This is a genomic window from Mesorhizobium sp. M1342, assembly GCF_040317955.1.
Lineage (GTDB): Bacteria > Pseudomonadota > Alphaproteobacteria > Rhizobiales > Rhizobiaceae > Mesorhizobium.
In genome coordinates, this window is the sequence record NZ_JAMYLI010000010.1 from 33,869 (window position 1) to 54,585 (window position 20,717).

Here is a 20,717-nt window from a genome sequence, read left to right on the forward strand (position 1 = left end):
TCATTAGCTTCAACGCAGACGATCCGGCCCCCTTCGAGGGGCCGGACGTTCAAGACACCAAGGCTCTGGACTCAAACTAGGCGACATGCAAAGCGGCGGCTTGCGGTGTATGCTGTGGCGGCTTTCCGACAACCAGCCTCTTTGGCTGAAGGAACCGGAGGAGGGGAGAGCCAGCAACCGCCAAGCCAATCTCCAATGCCCCGGTTATCAGGCGGGTCGGACCGAGAGCAGGCTGTCGCAATCGCGGCCGATGCCATCGCGCGGCTTTCCGGCCCGCTGCCGGCCTCACGTCGATGCCCGTTAAAAAAGTGCTGCTTTCAGAGGAGGCCCGTTCCTGGGGGGGGGGCGAGGCTTTTGCCGTGCGTTATCCAGGCCAGTTCCGCCCGGCCGCCGAGGTGCAGCTTCTCGTAGACGTGATGCAGGTGCATCTTCACCGTGCCTTCGGATAAATGCAGCCGCTGCGCGATGGTCTTGTTTCGCAGCCCGCGCGAGACGAGATCGGCGATCTCGGTCTCCCGCCCGGTCAGCCGGGACATTGGCTGCGGCTGCGACCCGGGCATCAGCAGTTGCTGGACGATCTTGTTGTCGATCCACTTCTTGCCCGCCGCCACCGCATTCACGCATTCGATGAGAAAGCGGTGGCTGATGCCGTCCAGAAACAGGCCGTCGACGTCGAGCGTCTGTATCTCCTTGACATCGAGCCTGCCGGTTGGCTGCACGATGAAGATGATGCCGAGAGCGCTGTTGCCGGCCTTCAGCCGTGAGGAGAGACCTGATGTTTGCTGGTCCGCGAGATCCACGCCCACGATGACGATATCAGGCTGATGGCGCTCCACATGAGCGAGAACGTCCACAGGGCGGCGACACTGGGCGACGACATCGTGTCCAGCCTTCTGCAAAACCCATTCCAGACCGGCGAGATATACCCCTCGCGGGTCCGCCACGACCAACGTCGACATGCGAACACCGTCCGTAAAAAACGCAACGAACTTGGTTAAACACCCGTTAAATCAGGAAACCAGAGCCCAGGCAGATTGTCAAGGAATAGCTAATATGCATGTTGCTATAATGACAATCCGCCGTCTGCCAGGCGGATCGGCGCCGTAAAAAGCCAACCTATGATATGCCTGTCACTTTCAAGGTTCTAACGTCCCTTGCCGCGCGGCCCAGTCGTACGGGTACAGGCAGTAAAAATAGCCGGTGCGTTCGGTTGCGATGTATTTCAGATGCGTGCCATTGGGCAGCCAGACGATGTCGCCAGGGCGGCATTCGTGGCGGCCGTCATCCAGTTCGATCGTCAGCGTGCCTTCATGGATGAACAGCACCTCGTCATAGGTCACGGTCCAGTCGATCGAGGCGTTCTCCAGATACTCGATGCCACCGCCCATGGTCCGGCTGATCTCGGCATTGATCACGCGCGCGATCGACGACGTTCCGGTCGGCGTGACTGATGGCTTCAGAGTCAACTCGCTGTGCTTGAAAATCTTGGCCTTGGACATCGTCATCCTTTCTTTGCGCGAAGATTGGCTTTGGAGGGAGTGACGCCGGACGGAGCCATCCCGGCGAGCCATCTCGTCACCGGATCCAGCTTGCGCCCGGCATGTTCGAGATCGTCGCGCCGACGCACCGCGCCACGGACGAAATGCGCACCGACGAAGCGAAAGGGTTCGGGCGGGAAACCGCGCGCCACCGGACGCACCAGCGCCGAATGCGTCAGTTCCGATTCGCCGTCAGTCAGCAGGCCGGTGAGGATCTCGCCGCCGATATAAGCCATTGTCGTGCCATTGCCGGAAAAGCCGTAGCCGTAGACGACATCGCGGTTAGCGGGCAAAGCGCCGAACAGCGGCACGCCGCTGACCGTCCGGTCGATCGGGCCGTTCCACGATGTCTCGAGCGGGAAATCGGCGAGCGCTGGGTGGCCATCCCGCAGCGCGCGACGCATTTCGGCGACCCGTGGCGACAGGCCATGGAAACGCTGGTCGACGATGCCGCCGAAGCCAATGACGCCACCGCTGACGCCGACGGACAGCCGACCATCGCGCGTCGGAGACCAACCGCCAACGAAGACGCGGGAATCGATCATCAGCGGCGCCCGGCGGTAGCCGACCTTGTCGAGAAGGTCTGGAATGGGCTGTGACATGGCGTCGTCGCTGGAGATGTTGAAGATCGCAGGGGCCAGTTCCGGAATCGCGCCGGACCAGGCATTCATGGCAAGCACGACCTTGCCGCAGGACACAGTTCCTTTCGCCGTTTCCACCGTGAGCTTGCCACGTCGTGAAAACCGCTTCATCGGCGACTTTTCATAGATCCGAACGCCGCGGTTCAGCGCTGCACGACGCAGGCCGCGCACCAGGAACCCTGGATGCACAGTTGCCGACGAAGCGTCGAACGCACCGCCAAGGTGGCTCGTCGTACCGGCCATCGCCGCGATCTCAGGGCGCGAAACTCGCCGCGCCGGAACGTAGCCATGCGCTGCCAGCTTGTTTAACGCGTCGTCCCAGGCGCCAAGCTGTGCTTCGCACGTAGCGCCCCAGATCCAGCCGATGCGATCGAACCAGGCGTCGATTGCCTCTGCCTTGCAGAAAGCCTCGATGCCGCCGATCGCGGCTTCGGATGCCTTGATGATCGAAAGCGCGTCGTTTCCGTCGCGCAGCGCGGCAAGCGCGCTGTATTTGGTCCATGCCGAAAGCACCATTCCGGAATTGCGGCCGCTCGGGCCACCACCACAAATGTCGCGCTCTACAATGACAACATCGAAGCCTGGATTGTGCTGCTTGAGGCGAATGGCGGTCCACAGTCCGAGATACCCGCCGCCAACGATGCAGATGTCGGCCTGCGTTGTCTCTTCGAGCGGAGGCGCAAGGTCCGGGTCCTCGGGCAATGCCTGCCGCAGCCAATGGCTCCGCCAGCGGATGTCTTTTTCCGGCAACTGCATCACGATGCGCCTGCCGCGGACAGGCGGCGCTCCACCAGCCTGACCCAAAGACTGGCGCCCATCGGCAGGATAGCGTCGTTGAAATCGTAATTGGTGTCGTGCGCGGCGGCCTGGTGCGCGTCGTCCGCCTGGCCAAGCAAGAAATAGCAGCCCGGCCGCTGTTCCAACATGTAGCAGAAATCTTCAGAACCCATCTCGGGAGGCGGATCGACGACGAGACGTTCCGAGCCCATCACCTCGTTCGCAATCGCGATCATCGCGTCGGCTTACGCCGGAGTGTTGATCGTCGGCGCGAAGGGCGTTTCGTAGCGAATATCGACGCTGGCGCCAAAAGCTTCAGCCTCGTTTTTCGCGATGCGGCGGATTGCCGTCTCCAGCGTCTTTTGAACCTGATGGTCGAAGGTGCGCACGGTGCCGGTCAGAAACGCCGCATCGGGGATGGTGTTGAAGGCTTCGCCGGCGCGCAGGCCGCCAACGGTGACGATTGCCGGAGAGTGCACATCGGTCAGGCGTCCGGGCAGGGCTTCTATCGCCAGCAGGATGCGCGCGGCGCTGGGAAGTGGATTGATCGCAAGATGCGGCATCGCCGCATGGCCGCCCCTTCCATGCACGACGATCTCGAAGCGATCGGCCGCCGCTGCCACCGTCTCATGGTGGACGGCGATCTCGCCCAGCGGCCGTTCGCAATTGTGCAGCGCGTAGACTTCATCGCAGGGGAAACGCTCGAAAAGGCCCTCATTCAGCATGGCGAGTGCCCCACCTCGGCCCTCCTCGGCCGGCTGGAAAATGAAATGCACGGTGCCGGCGAAGTCGGGCGAGCGGGCAAGCGCCGAGGCTGCGCCGAGCAGCATCGTCGTGTGACCGTCATGGCCGCAGCCATGCATCCTCCCGGGAATGCGGGACGCATGCGGCAGCGGCCGCGCCTCGGTCATCGGCAGGGCGTCCATGTCGGCTCGGATGCCAAGCCCGCGACCAGCGCCGAGCCTGCCCCTGAGCGTACCCACGACGCCTGTCCGACCGACGCCTTCGATCGTCTCGATGCCCCACGAGCGCAGTTTGTCCGCCACGAAACGCGCCGTCTCGAACTCTTCGAAGCCGAGTTCTGGATTGGCATGCAGATGCCGCCGCCAGGCCGTCATCTCTGTCTCCAACTGCTGCACCGATGGAACCAGTCTCATGCCGATGCCCTTGCGCGGAGAGTTTGCGAGCGGCTCTGAAGGATGGCGATGACACCAAGCAGGGTCGCCGAGAAGGCGATCAGCAGCACAGCGACGGCCGCGATAGCAGGGCTGATGGACTCGCGAACCCCGGAGAATATCATGCGAGGCAAGGTTCGCTCCGCGCCTGTCGAGAGGAAACTTGCGACGACGACTTCGTCGAAAGAGATGATGAAGGCGATGATGGCCCCTGTAATGACGCCCGGCGCTATCAGCGGCAGCACTACCTTGAAGAATGTGCGCATGGTGCCGGCGCCGAGCGATGCCGCCGCGCGAACCAATGTCCGGTCGAAGGTCGAAAGGCTGGCGACGACAGTCGTCAGCATCACAGGCACGGCCATCGCCGTATGCACCAGAATGATCGATAGCTTGTTGCCGACGAGTCCCAGTGTGGCGAAGAATGAAAAGGCCGCGACGCCGACGATGACAACCGGCGTCACCAAGGGCGCGGCGATGACCGCGTAGAGGATCCGTTTGCCGGCAAAATTGCCCCAGGCGAGTCCGATCGCCGCAGGTATGCCGAGCAGCAACGCCAGAACCGTGGTGGATATCCCGATGACGATCGAGTTCCACAGCGCGTTCGGCCAACGCTGGTCGACCCACAGTTCGGCATACCAGCGCAGCGACCAGCCCGGCGTCGGAAATGCCAGCGAATTGCTCGAGGTCAGCGACATAGGGATCACGATCAGCAGGGGTAGGATGATGAACGCCAGCAACGTCGCCGCATAGGCATACATCAGCCACTTCCGGAAGCGGTCGGCGCTCATGCGACATGCGCCTTGCGGCGGAAGAGGACGGACGCCGTCCAGAACAGCAACGCAAACAGGACGAGGATCATCAGCAGTTGCAGCGAAAGCGCTGCACCCATGCCCCAGTTCAGTGTGCTGTTCGTGTAGAAAGCTATGTAGCTGGAGATCATCTGGTCGGTCGGCCCGCCGACAAGCGTCGGGGTGATGTAATAGCCGAGAGCGAAGACAAAAACGATCGCCCCGCCAGACAGGATTCCTGGCAGGATCAACGGCAACTGCACGCGGCGCCATGCCGTGAGCCACGGCGCACCCAGCGAAAGTGCCGCGCGCATGTAGGTGGTCGGAACCCGCCGCATGACAGCGACGACGGAGAGCACCATCATGGGCAGCAGAACCTGAACCATCGCCAAATAGAGCGAAAAGCGTGTGTAAATGAGATTGAGCGGCTCGCTGACGATGCCGAGGCCAAGCAGCGTGGAATTCACGGGTCCGTTCTTCTGCAGCACGATAATCCAGATGACGGTGCGCACCAGCAGCGATGTCCAGAGCGGAAACAGGATCAGCGCGAACATGAGCTTCGACCAGGCCGGCGGCGCGCTGACAATTGCCTGCGCCAGCGGCACGGCGAGCACCGCGCAGATGACGGTCACCACGATGCTGATCCAGATCGTGCGCAGCAGCGCGTCGACGAAGATGGCGCGGTCGGCGGAAACGGCTTCGATCGAATTGTCCGCGCCTCGCTTCAGGTCCAGGCTCGCAAGCAGATAATAGTCCGTTCGCGCGCTTTGTTGACGCGCGATGACCTGCCAGAGATCGATGTCTTTCCAGCCGGCCTGTTTGGAGAGCACCTCGTCGCGCACGGGACGCATAGTCAGCTTGCCGTCGGCCGCATCCTTTGCCGTCTTGATGACGAGGAAACGGCTGCCGACGACGCGCTGGTTCACGAGTTGCGCCAGGACGCCTTCCTTCCCGGCGCGCCGCGCGTCGGCCAGGTCCTCGACGAGTGCTGCAAAGACGGGTTCGCCAGGCAGGCCGCTATCTGCTTTCCAGCCCGCCAGAGCGGCAATTGTACGCGGCAGGTTGTTCGAGAAATCCGAGTTGTCGACGGCCAGAGCGAGGAAGCGCGCCACCGGCCACAGAAACAGAATGACGACGAACAGGATAAGCGGGGCCGTCAACAGGGCGAGCATGCCGCCCCGTTGACGCCGCTTCATAGCCGGCTTTGCCCCGACCAACATGCCTAGGTTACTTCGCGAGCCAGGCCTTGAAGCGTTCTTCCAGTGCTTCCTTGTGCTCGGTCCAGAAGTCGTTGTCATAGGAGGCGCCGTACTGAAGGTGCTCCGGCGACGTCGGCAGGTTGGCCTTCCAATTCGCGGGAATGAGGTCGGCGGCTTCCTTGCGGCCGGTGCCATAGGCATAGAGTTTCGAGAAGCCGGCCTGGTTTTCAGGGATGGAGAACCACTTGAGGAGATCCAGCCCGGCCTGCTGGTGCGGCGCGCCCTTCACCACCGCCCAGTAGTCGGTGCCATAGAAGAAGCCAGCGTCCCATGCGATCGTATAGGGTTTCTTCTCGTTGATGGCTTCGTTGGTGATGCGCGCATTGAACCCGTCGCTGAGAGCCACTTCACCACTGTCGAGGTTCTGGATGCCCTGCGTCGTTGTGGACCACCAGACGACGTGCGCCTTGATCTTGTCGAGCATGGCGAAAGCCCGGTCGACGCCTTCCGGCGTGCCCAGCACCTTGTACATGTCCTCGCGCTTAACGCCGTCGGCCATCAGCGCGTTTTCCAGCGTGAACTGCGCCTGCTGGTAGAGGCCGCGCTTTCCCGGAAATTTCTCGACGTTCCAAAAATCCGCCCAGCTCTTCGGCGCGGCGTCGCCCTTGTAGACATCTGTGTTATAGGCAAGGACCGTGGCCCAGGTATCAGACGCGACGCCGCATTCGTGCAGGGTGCCCGGCAAATAATTGGCCGCGTCGCCTGTGATTTCTGGCGTCAGCGGAACGAACAGGCCTTCGGCGCAGCCGACTTCCATGGCGGGCGCTTCGACCGAGACGACGTCATAAGTGATGTTGCCCGCCTGCACCTGGGCACGCACCTTGGCGACCTCGCCGCCCCATTCTTCCATGACGATCGGAACGCCCGTCTTTTCGGTGTACTTGTCCCAGACCCCATCCTTGTAGGCCTTATCCCATGTACCACCCCAGCCGACCACTGTGACGGGTTCGGCCGCGGACACGGCAAAAGTCGAGGTCGCGAGGCAGATCGCGGCGGCAGATACGGTTTGCAGATAAGTCCTCATTGCAGTTCCCCTTTCTTTTTCGTTGTATATTTGATCAAATTTCAAGCGCAAAATTGGTTGATTAGCAACAGGAATTTGCGATACGGTGCAAAAAAGTGAAAAAGCCAAAGGGATTTGATCGAATGCTGCAAGGCACCAGAGACGTACGCGCCAATGTCAGTCTCGCTGCTGTTCTGGACGAGGCCCGACAGCGTTTCGCTGACGCCAACCCGAACAGCCTGGCGCGGCAGAACGAGGCCGCGGCATCGTTGCCGGGCGGCAATACGAGGGCTGTTCTATGGTATCCGCCATTCCCCGTATCGTTTGTTTCCGGCGAAGGCTGCAGGGTGACCGATCTGGACGGGCACATCTATGTCGACCTGGTCTCGGAATACAGTGCCGGTTTTTACGGTCATTCCGACAAGGCGATTTCGGCGGCCCTGGTGAACGTCATAGAGGGCGGCATCATGCTGGGTGCGCCCAACCGCTACGAAGCGCGCCTGGCTGCCGCGGTGGTTGACCGCTTTCCGGCCATCGAGCGCGTTCGCTTTTGCAATTCCGGCACTGAAGCCAACATCATGGCTATTTCGGCGGCTCGCGCCATCACGCAGCGCTCGAAGATACTCGCATTCCGCGAGGGCTACCACGGTGGTGTACTCACCTTTGCGCATGGCGGCTCGCCACTCAATCTACCGTTCCCCTTTGTCTTCGCCGACTACAACGATAGTGCAGGCGCCGTGGCGCTCATAAAGGAACAGGGCGACGAGCTTGCCGCGGTGATCGTCGAGCCGATGATGGGCGGCGGCGGCTGCATCCCGGCGACGCGTGAATTCCTGGAAGCGCTGCGCGCGGCGACGAAGGAGACCGGCGCGCTGCTGATTTTCGACGAGGTCATGACTTCGCGCCTCGACTACCGCGCGCTCCATGGGGCGCATGGGATTTTTCCCGATTTCGTGACGCTCGGCAAGTATATCGGCGGCGGCGCTAGTTTTGGCGCATTCGGTGGACGCGCCGACCTCGTCGATCGCTTCGATCCGGCTTTGCCCGGTGCGTTCTCGCATGGTGGGACGTTCAACAACAATATTCTCAGCATGGCTGCTGGCTTCACCGGTCTGACCCAGGTGCTGACGCAAGAGGCGAGCCGCGCGGTCAATGCGCGCGGCGACCGCCTGCGCGAAGCGATGAACGTCTCCCTTGAAAGGCATGACGTCGAGGGCATCGTCATAGGGCGAGGGTCGTTGATGAACCTGCATTTCGTCAGGGGGCCGGTGGACACGCCGGCGCGGCTCGACGACGCCGATCCATCGGTGATTGCGCTTTGGCATATCGAAATGCTGTTGCGAGGGTACTACGTGACGCCGCGCGGCATGCTGGCGTTGTCACTGCCATTTGGCGACGCCGAACTCGACGGCTTCGCCGGCGCATTCGACGATTTCCTGTCGAGCAACCTCAAAATACTGCCGCGCCGGACAAACTGATGCTTGATCGCAAGGATGCCAGTGCCGGCTCAGCCGCGCAAAAGACAGCTCATGTTCGTGTCCATACGGGCTTGAAGGAAGCACTGATGAACGGTGACTTCCTGCCCGGCCAAAGACTGGTCGTGCGACAGCTTGCCGAACAGTACCGGACCAGCGCCATGCCGGTGCGCGAGGCCTTGCGGCAACTCGTCAGCGACGAGGCGATGTTCGACCACCCAAATCGGGGCGTCATCGTCCCCGAGGCCACGGTGGCGCGTATTTCGGATCTGGTGCGTGTGCGCTGCAGCGTCGAAGGAACGGCGGCCGAGTGGGCCGCGACGACCATCACGCCCGAAGAACTCGATGAATTGGCGAAGCTGAACGGGCTGATGCGCGAATGCGTCGAGAGCAATGTCATGGCTAGCTATCTCGGCTTGAACAGGCGCTTCCATTTCACGATGTACCATGCCGCGCGGTCACCTCTCATCCAGCAAATCATCGAGAAATTGTGGCTGCAAGCAGGACCGTTCTTGAACATCGTCCGCTCGGACGTGACCTACGGCCTGGGCCTGGACCATCATGACGAAATGCTCGCGGCGCTGCGTCGCGCCGATGGCGCCGCTGCGCGCAAGGCGCTGGTGGCCGACCTGCGCGAGGCCGCCGACATCATTCTTCGCGCCGCGGCGGCGGCTGAGGCTCAGCCTGCGCGCAAACGCCCGGCTTCGGCACGCCGTGATCCCAAGGCGCAGGCGCGGTGATGGGCGGATCCCCGCGTGGCCCGGTTCATGTCGAGTTTCGTGGCGTCAGCAAGCGCTACGGGCAGACGGTCCAGGCGGTGCGTCAGCTCGACCTGGAAATCATGCGCGGCGAATTCCTGACGCTGCTGGGGCCTTCCGGGTCTGGCAAGACGACTGCGTTGATGATGCTTGCGGGATTCGAAGATACGACCGAGGGCGAAATCCTCATTGACGGTCAGCGCATCGACAACGTTCCCGCCAATCGTCGCGGCATCGGCATGGTGTTCCAGAACTACGCGCTTTTCCCGCACATGACGGTCGCCGAAAACCTGGCTTTCCCGCTCGAGGTCCGCAAACTTGGCCGCGACGAGGTGACGCGACGTGTCAGGAACGTTCTCGACATGGTCCAGTTGCCCGAATTCGGCAACCGTCGTCCGGCGCAGCTTTCGGGTGGGCAGCAACAACGCGTCGCGGTTGCCCGCGCCCTGATCTTCGAACCAAATCTTGTCCTGATGGACGAACCGCTCGGCGCCCTCGACAAGCAATTGCGCGAGCAGATGCAGTTCGAAATCAAGGATATCCATGCCCGGCTTGGCGTCACGTTCGTTTATGTGACACACGACCAGACCGAGGCGCTGACCATGTCGGACCGGGTCGCGGTGTTCAGCGCCGGCCGCATCGAGCAGCTTTCGACACCACGCGAACTGTATGAGCGTCCGACGGGCAGCTTTGTGGCGAGCTTCATCGGCGAGAACAACCGCATGTCCGGCACCGTGCTTGCCGACGGTGAAAACGGTGGCGTGGCCGTCCATCTCGACGATGGCGATCTGGTGTTGAACGCCATTTCCCCTGGCGCGACGCCCCCTGCGGGCGCCAGGGTGACGCTGTCGATCAGGCCCGAGCGCATGTCCTTATTGCACGATGGCTCCACCGCCCTCAACGTGATTGCGGCAACCGTCGTTCAGTCCGTTTATGTCGGGGATCACATCCGGCTCGTCGCTGTGACGGCGGGCGGCCTGAAATTCATTGTCAAGCTTGCGGCATCGTCGTCTCGGTCCGAACTCAATGCGGGCGAGGCGGTTCGATTGGGCTGTGGTCGTGAGGATTGCCTCGCGCTCGATAGATAACAACAAAAGGCAGACAAGGGAGAGTTCAACCATGAAGAAATCGCCGAAAGTCGTCATCACCTGTGCGGTCACCGGCTCGATCCACACGCCGACGATGAGCCCGTATCTGCCGATAACGCCGTCCGAGATCGTCGACGCCGCCGTCGGAGCAGCCGAAGCCGGAGCGTCGGTGATCCATCTGCATGCCCGCGATCCGGAGACCGGCAAGCCTACCCCTGATCCAAAGTTGTTTATGGATTTCCTGCCGCGCATCAAGCAGCAGACCAACGCCGTGATGAACATTTCCACCGGCGGCGGGCTGAAGATGACCCTCGAAGAGCGCCTTGAAGCCGCGCACGCTTCGAAGCCGGAACTCTGCTCGCTCAATATGGGATCTATGAATTTCGCCCTGCACCACATCGCGCCGAAATACACCGACTGGAAGTACGACTGGGAGAAGGGCTACCTGGAAGACACAAAGAAGGGCATCGTCTCCAACACGTTCGAGCAGATCGAGCGTATCATCGTCGAAGTCGGCCAGGCTTATGGCACGAAATTCGAGTTCGAGTGCTACGATGTCAGTCACCTCTACACGCTTGCGCACTTTCTAGACCGCAAGCTGCTGAAGCCGCCGCTTTTCGTCCAGACGATCTTCGGGCTGCTGGGCGGAATCGGCGCCGACCCAGAAGACATGATGCACATGCGCAGGACGGCTGATCGGCTGTTCGGAGACGACTATCTCTGGTCGATCCTTGCCGCGGGCAAGCACCAGATAAATCTCTGCACGATGGGCGCGATCATGGGCGGCAATGTACGGGTCGGTTTGGAAGACAGCCTCTATGTCGGCAAGGGCACGCTCGCTAAGAGCAATGCCGAACAGGTTGCCAAGATAAAGCGCATTCTCAACGAGTTGTCGCTCGAAATCGCGACGCCCGACGAAGCCCGTCAACTGCTGGATCTCAAGGGCGCAAACGAGGTCGGGTTTTGACGCCCGGCATCGAAACCTATGTCGGCGTCGTGCATCCTTGGATGTGCGACGCGATGGGCCATCTCAACGTTCGTCATTATGTGGCCATGTTTGATGACGCCAGTTTCCAGTTGCTGGGCAGGATTGCCGATCCTCGTTTGACGCCGACCCTCGGCTGGGCGGATGTGAGGATGGAGATCGACTACGTGCATGAAACCGCGGTGGGAACTCTGGTCACCGTTCGCAGCGTTATAGAAAAGCTTGGGAAATCGTCGCTGGCTTATCTACATGAAATGCGCGGTACGCTGGACGGAGTCCTGCATGCGCGCATGCGCACCGTAACGGTGCGCTTCGATCTTCAAGCGCGGAGCAAGATCGAGATCGAAGGCGAAGCCCGGCAGGCGAGCGCGAAACTCCCGAGGGGTGAAGCCGATACGCGTGGGTGACGGCGAGAATGTCTGGTGACGCCATCGTTAGCCACATTGGCGTCACTGAGCGAGATGATGTAGGTCGCTGAAGGCTTCTACTCGCCCTAGGAAGGTCAGATATAGCCGCTATCGCACAGGACACCGCATTGGGCAGCCCGCCACAATCGGCCATTGCGTACGATAGTGGGGTTTGAAGTGGTAGCGGGAGAGGGACTTGAACCCCCGACCCCAGGATTATGATTCCCGTGCTCTAACCAACTGAGCTACCCCGCCAAGGCGGCGAAAGGCCCGAAATCCGCCTCAAATCGAAAGGCATGTCGGGGGCGTTCGCCAAGGTCGCGCGGATATAAGGTTGGGAGGGTGAGCCTGTCAAGCTTCGAAGCAACCGGCTTGGCGGCTTATCGTCATTATCGAAAAGCTTTGCCGTGCGGACATTTGGTTGCCGCCGCCGGGGTTGAGTTCGAAGGGGCACGTCGCTATGTCTCGGCCAAGAGTTTTTAGAGTTTGAAACAGATGAAGCCGCGCATAGCAGTCCTCGGTTGCGGATACTGGGGCAGCAACCACATCCGCACTCTAAAGGCGCTCGGCGCGCTGCACGCGGTCTCCGATACCAACCGGGCTCGGGCAGAAGGCTTCGCCAGCGAGCAGGACTGCCTGGCGATCGAGCCGGACCAGCTGTTCGTGCGTGACGATATCGACGCCATCGTCATGGCGCTGCCGCCGCAATTCCATGCCGACCTTGCGGTACGCGCCGTCGAGAACGGCAAGGACGTGCTGGTGGAAAAGCCGATCGCGCTGACGGTTGCCGACGCCGAGCGTGCGGTGCAGGCGGCCAAGGACAATGGCCGCGTCTTCATGGTCGGCCATGTCCTGCGGTTCCACCCCGCTTTCGAGACGCTGAAAGGGCTGATCGACAAGGGCGAACTCGGCGAAGTGCGCTACATCCACTCGCACCGCCTCGGCCTCGGCAAGTTCCACACCGAGAACGATGCGCTGTGGGACCTGGCGCCGCACGATTTGTCGATGATCCTGGCGATCACCGGCACCGAGCCGATCGAGGTGCGCGGCGAGGGCGCCGCTCTGCTCGACAGTCTCAGCGATTTCGCCCATCTGCACATGCGCTTTCCCAACGGCCTGCGCAGCCATCTCTTCACCTCGCGGCTCAACCCCTATCGCGAGCGGCGGCTCACCGTGGTCGGCACCAAGGCGATGGCGGTGTTCGACGACGTCGAGCCATGGGAACGCAAGCTAGCCGTCTACCGCCACGCGGTGTGGCAGGACAGCGGCCAATGGGCCTTCACCACCAATGAGCCGTCCTATGTCGCGGTTGCCCAGGGCATGCCGCTGACACGCGAGCTGGAGCATTTCATCCAGTGCATCGAGACGCGTGCCGAACCGCGTACCAGCGGCGAGGAAGCGATCAGGGTGCTGCGCATCCTGACCGCCGGCACGGTCACCCACACCAAGTCGAATTCCTGAAGCGCGGATTATTCGGCGGGAACCTTATTCGGCAGGTATCTTATTCGGCAGGTATCTGGGCCGGCCTGGCGGCAAGCCGGGTCAGCATCGCCTCGGCCTCGGCGCCACGCTCCGAACGCTCGATGAAGCCGCCGCCGAACACGCGAGCTTCGTTGCCGTCGTCGGAGTAGAGCACGCAGGCCTGGCCCGGCGCGATGCCGGACTCGCCGTCGATCAGTTCCACCCATGTGGCACCGGCACGATGATGCAGCACGGCCGGGCGCGGCGGCCGCGTCGAGCGGACCTTGGCGAACAGCTCCAGGCCGCCAGCAGGGACGTCTGTGAGCGGTCCGTCGCCCAGCCAGTTCATATTGCGCAGATAGATCTTGTGCGTCTCCAGCGCCTCGCGCGGGCCGACCACGACGCGAGCGCGGTCGGCATCGAGGTGGACGACGTAAAGCGGCTCGCCGGAAGCGATGCCGATGCCACGGCGCTGGCCGATCGTGTAGCGCAGGATGCCCTCATGGCGGCCGAGCACGCGGCCGTCGATGTGGACGATGTCGCCCGGATTGGCGGCGGTTGGCTTCAGCTTGGCGATGATGTCGGAATACTTGCCCTGCGGCACGAAGCAGATGTCCTGACTGTCCTGCTTGGCGGCAACCGCCAGCCCCATCTCCTCGGCAATGGCGCGAACCTGAGGCTTCGGCAGGCCGCCAAGGGGAAAGCGCAGATAATCGATCTGTGCCTGCGTGGTGGCGAACAGGAAATAACTCTGGTCACGGTCGGCGTCGACCGGCCTGTAGAGCGCGCGGTGGGCGCCGTTGGCGCCGGAACGGATGTAGTGGCCGGTGGCCAGCGCGTCGGCGCCGAGCTCCTTGGCGGTGGCCAGGAGGTCGGCGAACTTCACCGTCTGATTGCAGGAAACGCACGGGATCGGCGTCTCGCCGGCGACGTAGCTCTCGGCGAAGGGATCGATGACCGCCTTGCGGAAGCGTTCCTCGTAGTCGAGCACATAATGGGGGATGCCGAGCGTCTCGGAGACACGGCGGGCATCGTCGATGTCCTGCCCGGCGCAGCATGAGCCGGCCCGGTGCGTCGCCGCGCCGTGGTCGTAGAGCTGCAAGGTGACGCCGACGACGTCGTAGCCCTCACGTTTCAGCAGGCCGGCGACGACAGAGGAATCGACACCGCCCGACATGGCGACGACGATGCGGGTGTTTTCGGGACGTCCGGGAAGATCGAGACTGTTCATGATGCTTTCGTTCTGCACGGCGCCTCAATGCCAATGTCGAGAATATAGGTCAAGCTTTACCGGCGCGCCAGCGTGCAGGGCGATTCACCGGTTGCGTCCGATCTCCGCCAGGGGATGCATTTTCCCCGGCAAATCAGGGTTTGCGGGCAGATGTTTCAAATGCCGGCGAAAAGACTAACGCGGCGTTCATGATCCTTACCTAGTCATTAGGGTCTGCTTAGGCAATTTTTAAAGCTGTGGCGGTAACGTGGCGGGGATTGGGTCTTTGAGTTTTTTGTAGAGAGTACGATGACCGATCTGGTTAGACCGAGAGTCAAATATGTTATCGGGCCTGACGGCAGCCCTCTTACGATTGCCGATCTGCCGCCGACCAATACACGTCGCTGGGTTATCCGGCGTAAGGCGGAAGTGGTTGCGGCCGTGCGCGGCGGGCTTTTGAGCCTGGACGAGGCATGCCAACGCTACAAGCTTACCACCGAGGAATTCCTGTCCTGGCAGGCGTCGATCGACGAATATGGCCTTGCCGGGCTGCGCACGACACGCATCCAGCAATACCGGCACTGACCATCGCGAATTTAGACGAAGGGCGCGGCTAACCCCGCGCCCTTCTGTTTTTCACCGCTCCCGCTCAGAGCGACAGCACAACCTTGCCGATCGGCTTGGTGGCGAGGAAGGCGTGAGCGGCCCCCGCCTGGTCCAGCGGGAAGCTCTTCGCCACATGGACGGCAAGCTTGTTGGCATCGATCAACCGAGCCAGTTCCAGCAGGCCCTCACTGTCGGGCACGACGGACATACGCTCGACCCGAATGTCTCGCGCGCCGGCCTGGGCCCTTGTGTTGTCGCTGACATCGAGCAATGACACCAGCACGCCGCCACGCTTGAGCACCTTCAGCGAGCGTTGGGCGTGGTCGCCGCCCATTGGATCCAGCACCAGATCGATGTCGCGGACCTGATCGGTGAAATCGCCCTTGGTGTAGTCGATGACTTCGTCGGCGCCCAGTTTGCGGACGAAATCGAGCTTGCCCGGGCTGGCCGTGGCGACGACGTAGGCGCTGCGCGCCTTGGCGATCTGCACCGCCAGATGACCGACGCCGCCGGCTCCCGCATGCACCAATACGCGCCGATCCGATTTCAGTCTGCCGTGACGAACAAGCCCTTGCCAGGCGGTGAGGCCGGCCAGCGGCAAGGCGCCCGTCTGGAGGTGGTCCGCGCCCTTCGGCTTCAGTGCGATTTGATCGGCAGGCACGGCAGCCAGCTCGGCATAGGCCGCCGCCTGCTTGGGGAAGCGCGGCATGCCGAACACCTCGTCGCCGATCTTGAAGCCGGTGACGCCGGGGCCGAGTGCTTCGACAGTTCCCGAGATGTCCCAACCCAGGATGAAGGGCGGCTCGCCGAGCAAGGGGTAGTAGCCGGCACGGACGGCGCCGTCGACCGGATTGATGCCTGCGGCCTTGACGCGAACCAGCACTTCGCCGGCCTCTGGCGTGGGATCCGGCTGATCGGCGATGACAAGGACGTCGGGTCCGCCGACGGATTTCTGGATAACGGCACGCATTGAGATGTCTCCTGCTCGGTTGATGCCACTATCATTTGGATAGTAATAGTCTCTTGTCCAGTATGTACCTTTCTGATATATACGCACCCATGGATAGTGAAGATGATTGCGGTTTCGGCTATGATGCGTTCCGGCGGACGTGTCCTTCGCACACCGTGCTGGAGATGCTGGCCAGCAAATGGGTCTATCTGGTGGTTTGCGCGCTGCGCAAAGGCCGGCTGCGCAATGGCGAGCTCGCCCGCAAGCTCGAAGGCATCACGCCGAAGATGCTGACGCAGACGCTGCGGGTGCTCGAGCGCGACGGCCTGGTGCGGCGCGAGATTTTCCCGGTCATTCCGCCGCGCGTCGAATATGAATTGACCGAGCTCGGCCAGAACCTGGCGGGGCTGCTTACCCAGATCAGGTCATGGGCGGAGCAGCATGCGCCGGATATCAAGGATGCCCGTGCAAGGGCAATTGCCGAGAGTGAAGGGGATTGGGCCGCGTAGGGCGGATTCATTTTTCCCGCCGGAGCCGCAAGCCGCGACAATGCGCCAGCCTGATGGCGGGCGTTGGCGCGGCAAACCGCCAAGTCTTAGCCGATCATGGCGCTGCGGCCACCGACTTCCGCTTCGCGGATCTTCGTGTCGCGCGATTCCAGCATTTCCGCCTTGGAAAGCTCCGCTTCAGCTTCGCCGAGTAATGATTCGGCGGCGCTTCGCTGCTGGGCGAGGTCGCTTTGGGAATTCCTGAGGTTGTCGCGGCGCAGGCGAGCCGCCTTGGCGAAGGTCGGATAGGCGAAATGGTTGATGTCGGTGATGCCGGCCTTCTTTTCCTCGGCGGTGATCTGAAGCTCCAGTTCGACGGCCATGCGTTCGAACTCGGCGATCATCATGTCGAGCTGCAGCAGCTGCCGCCGCTTCTCATTCACCTGAAACTGTTTCAGCCGAACGAGGTTTTCACGTGACTTCATGATTCGGTACTCCCGGAAACGCACACCCGCATCTATCGTCCAAACCACCTGGAAACGCCCAGGCCGCACCCGTGTCCACCGCCTTTCCCCTAACTATGGGAAACAAAACCCTAAAGTTTTTTGCCGGCGGTAACCATTCGTTTACGGGCATTGTTAATCATACGGGTCAGGACTTAAGGCCGGGTAAAAATTCCGGCCACCGATGCGGAAGCGACGTCGATGAGTCCCTGGAGTCGCTTAGTCCAGGTTGTTAATGTGTTGCATTAGGAATTTGGTTCTGAGATTCGTTATTAGATTCAAGAGGGTGTAGAAAGAGGTTAAAAAATCTGGTACCGTCATGGACGGGAAATTAGGATTTGTTAACCATTCAATGGCAGCCTCTGCACAAGGCAACCACTGCTCCGGGTCCGGACGGGTCGTGAAATGGTCCGGCAGCAGAAAAGGGGAATGAAATGCGTGTTCTGCTGATAGAAGATGACAGTGCAACCGCACAAAGCATCGAACTGATGCTGAAATCGGAAAGTTTCAACGTCTACACGACCGATCTCGGTGAAGAGGGCGTCGATCTAGGCAAGCTCTACGACTACGATATCATTCTTCTCGATCTCAACCTGCCTGACATGTCGGGCTACGAGGTCTTGAGAACGCTTCGCCTTTCCAAGGTCAAGACACCTATTCTCATCCTCTCCGGCATGGCCGGCATCGAGGACAAGGTGCGCGGCCTCGGCTTCGGCGCGGACGACTACATGACCAAGCCGTTCCACAAGGATGAGCTGGTTGCCCGCATTCATGCCATCGTGCGGCGCTCCAAGGGCCACGCCCAGTCGGTCATCACCACCGGCGACCTGGTGGTCAACCTCGATGCCAAGACCGTCGAAGTCGGCGGCCAGCGCGTGCACCTGACCGGCAAGGAATACCAGATGCTGGAGTTGCTTTCGCTGCGCAAAGGCACCACGCTGACCAAGGAAATGTTCCTCAACCACCTCTATGGCGGCATGGACGAGCCTGAGTTGAAGATCATCGACGTCTTCATCTGCAAGCTGCGCAAAAAGCTCGATGCGGCATCGGGCGGTCAGAACTACATTGAAACGGTCTGGGGGCGCGGCTATGTGCTGCGCGAACCGGAAGACATTCGCGTCAGCGCCTGAGCGACGAATCGTTCGAATCTTTTCAAAAAAACCCGGCTTCGGCCGGGTTTTTGCATGACGGGCTGGTAACGGTCTGTTTTTGGGCTTCCGAGCAGGAAACCGTCACGCACTTTTTCTGGAATTGCTCAAGGGTGTCGAATCAGGTGCGCTCTTCAAGGTGCGAAAGCGCTCGAGCAGTTGCGGGCGGTTGAACGGCTTCAAGAGATAGCCCTGGGCGCCGGCGCGCTTGGCCCGCATGATCGAAGCAATATCGAGCTCGACCAGGGAAATCAGGATCTGCGGCCTTATCGGGCTCTCCATGGCGCGGACGCGACGGATGAGATCGACCGCCGGTACGTCGGGCAAGGCGCCATCGACGACGATGATGTCGGGCATGTCGGCGGCGCACATCTCCAGCGCGTCAAGTCCGCTGGCGGCCTCGATGACAATCATTTCGGAGCCGCCCAGGATGCGTTTTGCAACCTTCCTGATGACGCTTGAATCGTCGACGAACATGCAGCGTTTCATTTCCGGGTCCTCTTTGTCTTCTGGCAGTCCGGTAGCGTCGGGGGCATCCAGGGCGGACCATAGGCCAATCTGGTAAAGAAGCCGAAAAGGCGTTAGGTAAAATTTTTACAAAGATAGGCAGGTGCCTGCTTTTATTCGCGAATGCTTTGGCACTGCCTGGACGACCAGATGCATCTCAAGTCGATGAGCTGGAATTACAGATTTCAATGTAGAAATACTTCGCTTTATCGGCTGCGCAATCAGGCCGCAGAAAGGACGATTTCTTCCGGCGTCGCGTGGATCGATATCGTCATGCCGGCTTCGCGCGCCAGAAGCAGCGTGTAGTAGGGCTGCACGGAATGCGCGTCGATCGGTTCCTCCGGCTTGTGGCCGGAATGCAGTTCGAGGAACTTCGGCGGCACACGCAGCATCGGGCCGGCCGACGCAAGCGCGAAACGCGGTTCGGTCTCAAGATTTTCCAGCGTCACGGAAAGCTTGCCGCCGCGCGGAATGGCGGCATTGGCGACGAGGATCAGGTTGAGCAGCAGCTTGACCTTGTTCTTGGGCAGCAACGCGCGGGGCCCGTTCCAGGTCAGTTCCGGCTTTTCGTTCTTGAGGAAGGCGATGGCGACCGCTTCGGCATCGCCGGTATCGATCAACATGCCGGCCGAGCCGGCGGCACCGAAGGCGATGCGGGCGAACTGCAGGCGGGCCGAAGCGTTGCGGGCGCTCTGGCGGATCAGCTTCATCGCGTCCTCGTCGGCGCCGCCTTCATCAAGCAATTCGAGCCCGTTGTTGATCGCGCCGACCGGCGAGATGATGTCGTGGCAGACCCGACTGCACAAAAGCGCTGCCAGATCGGGTGCGGAAAGGGTGAACAGATCGGCCATCGGCGAAAAATCCCTGCAAAATCTCACAACTCATGGCCGGGCGATCGATCGTCGCCTGCCACACGAATCACGCACTCTCTCCTCGGGCTTTCTGAATACACAGCGCCCGTGCGTGCAGCAACAAATCCAAATTGTGGTTGTGGCAAATGGCGTGTTCACGCAGGCTGCCGGCCCCACTTGAGCGACCCCAAACAGCCTTCGAACCGCCATGTTCATGTGTGAGCTTAATGGTTGAAAAAGGATTACGGCATAGTTTGCCCCTAACAGTTACCCTTAACGGCCGGCTAAAAGAGCCGTACGGGGTGCGAGGCGTCGGCGAAGGTGCTCCCTGACGGAGATTGGAAGCATGTTTTCCCGATACTACGACCGGAGCTTTCTCCGTGTCTTCTCAATGGCGGTCACGCTCCTGGGCGTTCTCGTCTTCTCGACTTCAGCCCTGCGGGCCCAGGAATACACCGCTCAGGAGATTGTCGATTCCGGTCACAAATTTTTTGGCGCGACATCGGGCGGGCTCGCCACGGTGATCGAGAAGATTTTTGCCTCCTACGGCCTGCCCAACGGCTATCTGCTGGGCGAAGAAGGCTCGGGTGCGCTGATCGGTGGCCTGACCTATGGCGAAGGCACGCTCTACACCAAGAATGCCGGCGACCACAAAGTGTTCTGGCAAGGCCCGTCACTCGGCTGGGATTTCGGCGGCGAGGGGTCGCGGGTGATGATGCTGGTCTACAATCTCGACGATGTGGGCAGCCTCTACAACCGCTATGGCGGCGTCGCCGGTTCGGCCTATGTGGTGGCTGGCGTCGGCTTCAACGTGCTGAAGAACAACAATGTGATTTTGGTGCCGATCCGCACCGGTGTCGGTGCCCGGCTTGGCGTCAATCTCGGCTATCTGAAGCTTACCGAGCGCGCCACCTGGAATCCGTTCTAAGCTGAAGTCCTTGGCTGTCGTTGCCCAAAACCGGGACCGCTTTTGGGTCGACATGCATTAAACTCGTGGCGTTGCGGCAAACCCTTGCCGCAACGCTGGATTTCCGCCATGTCAACGTGGCACAGTCAAGCGCTCTATGCGCTTTTGGTTTATCTTGTTTGATGCTTACCGG

General features: G+C 61.2%; 23 protein-coding genes and 1 tRNA gene. 10 read left to right on the forward strand and 14 right to left on the reverse strand.

The window, feature by feature from the left end; genetic code table 11:
* Positions 1-317: 317 nt before the first annotated feature.
* From NKH06_RS12085 to NKH06_RS12120, 8 genes are all read right to left on the reverse strand, one after another.
* Positions 318-959 (reverse strand): response regulator transcription factor, encoded by a 642-nt coding sequence (locus NKH06_RS12085; RefSeq protein WP_352792918.1) that lies wholly within the window; start codon positions 957-959, stop codon positions 318-320.
* A 177-nt stretch (positions 960-1,136) separates the two neighbouring features.
* Complete coding sequence (locus NKH06_RS12090) at positions 1,137-1,499, reverse strand: EutQ-related cupin domain-containing protein (RefSeq protein ID WP_164893115.1); 363 nt, start codon at positions 1,497-1,499, stop codon at positions 1,137-1,139.
* Positions 1,500-1,501: 2 nt separating this feature from the next.
* Positions 1,502-2,935, reverse strand: coding sequence for an NAD(P)/FAD-dependent oxidoreductase (locus NKH06_RS12095; protein ID WP_352440328.1), 1,434 nt, complete (start codon positions 2,933-2,935; stop codon positions 1,502-1,504).
* Positions 2,935-3,192 carry a M20/M25/M40 family metallo-hydrolase gene (locus tag NKH06_RS12100; protein WP_352893145.1) on the reverse strand — a complete coding sequence of 86 codons (258 nt, stop codon included), beginning with the start codon at positions 3,190-3,192 and terminating at the stop codon, positions 2,935-2,937. Before NKH06_RS12100 ends, NKH06_RS12095 begins: the two co-directional genes overlap by 1 nt.
* A 9-nt stretch (positions 3,193-3,201) precedes the next feature.
* Complete coding sequence (locus NKH06_RS12105; RefSeq protein WP_352893147.1) at positions 3,202-4,113, reverse strand: amidohydrolase; 912 nt, start codon at positions 4,111-4,113, stop codon at positions 3,202-3,204.
* Positions 4,110-4,919 (reverse strand): ABC transporter permease, encoded by an 810-nt coding sequence (locus tag NKH06_RS12110; protein WP_128306010.1) that lies wholly within the window; start codon positions 4,917-4,919, stop codon positions 4,110-4,112. The genes NKH06_RS12105 and NKH06_RS12110 overlap by 4 nt, the downstream gene beginning before the upstream one ends.
* Entirely contained in the window at positions 4,916-6,115 is a 1,200-nt protein-coding gene (locus tag NKH06_RS12115; protein WP_164893116.1) for an ABC transporter permease, read from the reverse strand. Before NKH06_RS12115 ends, NKH06_RS12110 begins: the two co-directional genes overlap by 4 nt.
* Before the next feature lie 31 nt (positions 6,116-6,146).
* On the reverse strand, positions 6,147-7,310 hold the full coding sequence (locus tag NKH06_RS12120) for an ABC transporter substrate-binding protein (protein ID WP_128306012.1): 1,164 nt from the start codon (positions 7,308-7,310) through the stop codon (positions 6,147-6,149).
* Positions 7,311-7,324: 14 nt separating this feature from the next.
* On the opposite strand from NKH06_RS12120, the gene NKH06_RS12125 reads away from it, so the two are divergent.
* From NKH06_RS12125 to NKH06_RS12145, 5 genes are all read left to right on the forward strand, one after another.
* Complete coding sequence (locus NKH06_RS12125; RefSeq protein ID WP_128306013.1) at positions 7,325-8,659, forward strand: aspartate aminotransferase family protein; 1,335 nt, start codon at positions 7,325-7,327, stop codon at positions 8,657-8,659.
* Complete coding sequence (locus tag NKH06_RS12130) at positions 8,659-9,396, forward strand: GntR family transcriptional regulator (protein WP_127321023.1); 738 nt, start codon at positions 8,659-8,661, stop codon at positions 9,394-9,396. The genes NKH06_RS12125 and NKH06_RS12130 overlap by 1 nt, the downstream gene beginning before the upstream one ends.
* A 101-nt stretch (positions 9,397-9,497) precedes the next feature.
* Positions 9,498-10,502, forward strand: a complete 1,005-nt coding sequence (locus NKH06_RS12135) for an ABC transporter ATP-binding protein (RefSeq protein ID WP_352893252.1) — start codon at positions 9,498-9,500, stop codon at positions 10,500-10,502.
* A 31-nt stretch (positions 10,503-10,533) separates the two neighbouring features.
* Positions 10,534-11,469 (forward strand): 3,5-dioxohexanoate:acetyl-CoA acetone transferase, encoded by a 936-nt coding sequence (gene kce / locus NKH06_RS12140; protein ID WP_352893151.1) that lies wholly within the window; start codon positions 10,534-10,536, stop codon positions 11,467-11,469.
* Positions 11,466-11,894 carry an acyl-CoA thioesterase gene (locus NKH06_RS12145; RefSeq protein ID WP_128303675.1) on the forward strand — a complete coding sequence of 143 codons (429 nt, stop codon included), beginning with the start codon at positions 11,466-11,468 and terminating at the stop codon, positions 11,892-11,894. The genes kce and NKH06_RS12145 overlap by 4 nt, the downstream gene beginning before the upstream one ends.
* A gap of 178 nt (positions 11,895-12,072) precedes the next feature.
* On the opposite strand, the gene NKH06_RS12150 is transcribed toward NKH06_RS12145, so the two are convergent.
* Positions 12,073-12,149: transfer RNA gene (locus NKH06_RS12150), tRNA-Met, on the reverse strand.
* A gap of 240 nt (positions 12,150-12,389) precedes the next feature.
* Here NKH06_RS12150 and NKH06_RS12155 point away from each other — a divergent pair.
* Positions 12,390-13,355 carry a Gfo/Idh/MocA family protein gene (locus NKH06_RS12155; RefSeq protein WP_128303694.1) on the forward strand — a complete coding sequence of 322 codons (966 nt, stop codon included), beginning with the start codon at positions 12,390-12,392 and terminating at the stop codon, positions 13,353-13,355.
* Positions 13,356-13,395: 40 nt separating this feature from the next.
* Here the strand turns inward: NKH06_RS12155 and mnmA are convergent, their stop codons facing one another.
* The gene (mnmA, locus tag NKH06_RS12160; protein ID WP_023809913.1) at positions 13,396-14,586 is read right to left on the reverse strand and encodes a tRNA 2-thiouridine(34) synthase MnmA; all 1,191 of its coding nucleotides are present in this window, start codon (positions 14,584-14,586) and stop codon (positions 13,396-13,398) included.
* Positions 14,587-14,874: 288 nt separating this feature from the next.
* Between mnmA and sciP the strand changes: the two genes are divergently transcribed.
* Positions 14,875-15,150, forward strand: a complete 276-nt coding sequence (sciP, locus tag NKH06_RS12165; protein WP_013529904.1) for a CtrA inhibitor SciP — start codon at positions 14,875-14,877, stop codon at positions 15,148-15,150.
* A gap of 64 nt (positions 15,151-15,214) precedes the next feature.
* Here the strand turns inward: sciP and NKH06_RS12170 are convergent, their stop codons facing one another.
* Positions 15,215-16,141 carry an NADP-dependent oxidoreductase gene (locus tag NKH06_RS12170; RefSeq protein ID WP_352773819.1) on the reverse strand — a complete coding sequence of 309 codons (927 nt, stop codon included), beginning with the start codon at positions 16,139-16,141 and terminating at the stop codon, positions 15,215-15,217.
* An 89-nt stretch (positions 16,142-16,230) separates the two neighbouring features.
* Here NKH06_RS12170 and NKH06_RS12175 point away from each other — a divergent pair, with 89 nt between their 5' ends.
* Positions 16,231-16,629, forward strand: a complete 399-nt coding sequence (locus NKH06_RS12175) for a winged helix-turn-helix transcriptional regulator (RefSeq protein WP_023809911.1) — start codon at positions 16,231-16,233, stop codon at positions 16,627-16,629.
* An 86-nt stretch (positions 16,630-16,715) separates the two neighbouring features.
* On the opposite strand, the gene NKH06_RS12180 is transcribed toward NKH06_RS12175, so the two are convergent.
* Positions 16,716-17,093, reverse strand: a complete 378-nt coding sequence (locus NKH06_RS12180) for a flagellar export protein FliJ (RefSeq protein WP_013529907.1) — start codon at positions 17,091-17,093, stop codon at positions 16,716-16,718.
* A gap of 452 nt (positions 17,094-17,545) precedes the next feature.
* Here NKH06_RS12180 and ctrA point away from each other — a divergent pair, with 452 nt between their 5' ends.
* Positions 17,546-18,241, forward strand: a complete 696-nt coding sequence (ctrA, locus tag NKH06_RS12185) for a response regulator transcription factor CtrA (RefSeq protein WP_006203583.1) — start codon at positions 17,546-17,548, stop codon at positions 18,239-18,241.
* Between the two features lie 102 nt (positions 18,242-18,343).
* Here the strand turns inward: ctrA and NKH06_RS12190 are convergent, their stop codons facing one another.
* On the reverse strand, positions 18,344-18,748 hold the full coding sequence (locus NKH06_RS12190; RefSeq protein ID WP_023809910.1) for a response regulator: 405 nt from the start codon (positions 18,746-18,748) through the stop codon (positions 18,344-18,346).
* Positions 18,749-18,987: 239 nt separating this feature from the next.
* On the reverse strand, positions 18,988-19,617 hold the full coding sequence (gene chpT / locus NKH06_RS12195) for a histidine phosphotransferase ChpT (RefSeq protein ID WP_024504504.1): 630 nt from the start codon (positions 19,615-19,617) through the stop codon (positions 18,988-18,990).
* A gap of 391 nt (positions 19,618-20,008) precedes the next feature.
* Between chpT and NKH06_RS12200 the strand changes: the two genes are divergently transcribed.
* Positions 20,009-20,545: a DUF1134 domain-containing protein gene (locus tag NKH06_RS12200; protein ID WP_245273156.1), complete on the forward strand. Its 537-nt coding sequence runs from the start codon at positions 20,009-20,011 to the stop codon at positions 20,543-20,545.
* Positions 20,546-20,717: the final 172 nt, after the last annotated feature.